General features: G+C 56.3%; 1 rRNA gene (cut by both window edges). It reads left to right on the top strand.

Going from position 1 to position 622, the window contains the following annotated elements:
- Positions 1 to 622, top strand: a 23S ribosomal RNA gene (locus tag G7Z13_RS05310) (it extends past both window edges: 732 nt to the left, 2,107 nt to the right).

Here is a 622-nt window from a genome sequence, read left to right as displayed (position 1 = left end):
TCTCGTGACTGCGTGCCTTTTGAAGAATGAGCCTGCGAGTTTGCGGTGTGTTGCGAGGTTAACCCGGGTGGGGTAGCCGTAGCGAAAGCGAGTCCGAACAGGGCGATTCAGTAGCACGCTCAAGACCCGAAGCGGAGTGATCTAGCCATGGGCAGGTTGAAGCGGAGGTAAGACTTCGTGGAGGACCGAACCCACCAGGGTTGAAAACCTGGGGGATGACCTGTGGTTAGGGGTGAAAGGCCAATCAAACTCCGTGATAGCTGGTTCTCCCCGAAATGCATTTAGGTGCAGCGTCGTGTGTTTCTTGCCGGAGGTAGAGCACTGGATAGGCGATGGGCCCTACCGGGTTACTGACCTTAGCCAAACTCCGAATGCCGGTAAGTGAGAGCGCGGCAGTGAGACTGTGGGGGATAAGCTCCATGGTCGAGAGGGAAACAGCCCAGAGCATCGACTAAGGCCCCTAAGCGTACGCTAAGTGGGAAAGGATGTGGAGTCGCACAGACAACCAGGAGGTTGGCTTAGAAGCAGCCACCCTTGAAAGAGTGCGTAATAGCTCACTGGTCTAGTGATTCCGCGCCGACAATGTAGCGGGGCTCAAGCGTACCGCCGAAGTCGTGTCATT

Origin of the sequence: Streptomyces sp. JB150, from assembly GCF_011193355.1 — a bacterium.
Classification (GTDB): Bacteria; Actinomycetota; Actinomycetes; order Streptomycetales; family Streptomycetaceae; genus Streptomyces.
The sequence above is the reverse complement of the archived record's forward strand: the minus strand, read 5'-3'. Positions and strand labels throughout refer to the sequence as shown.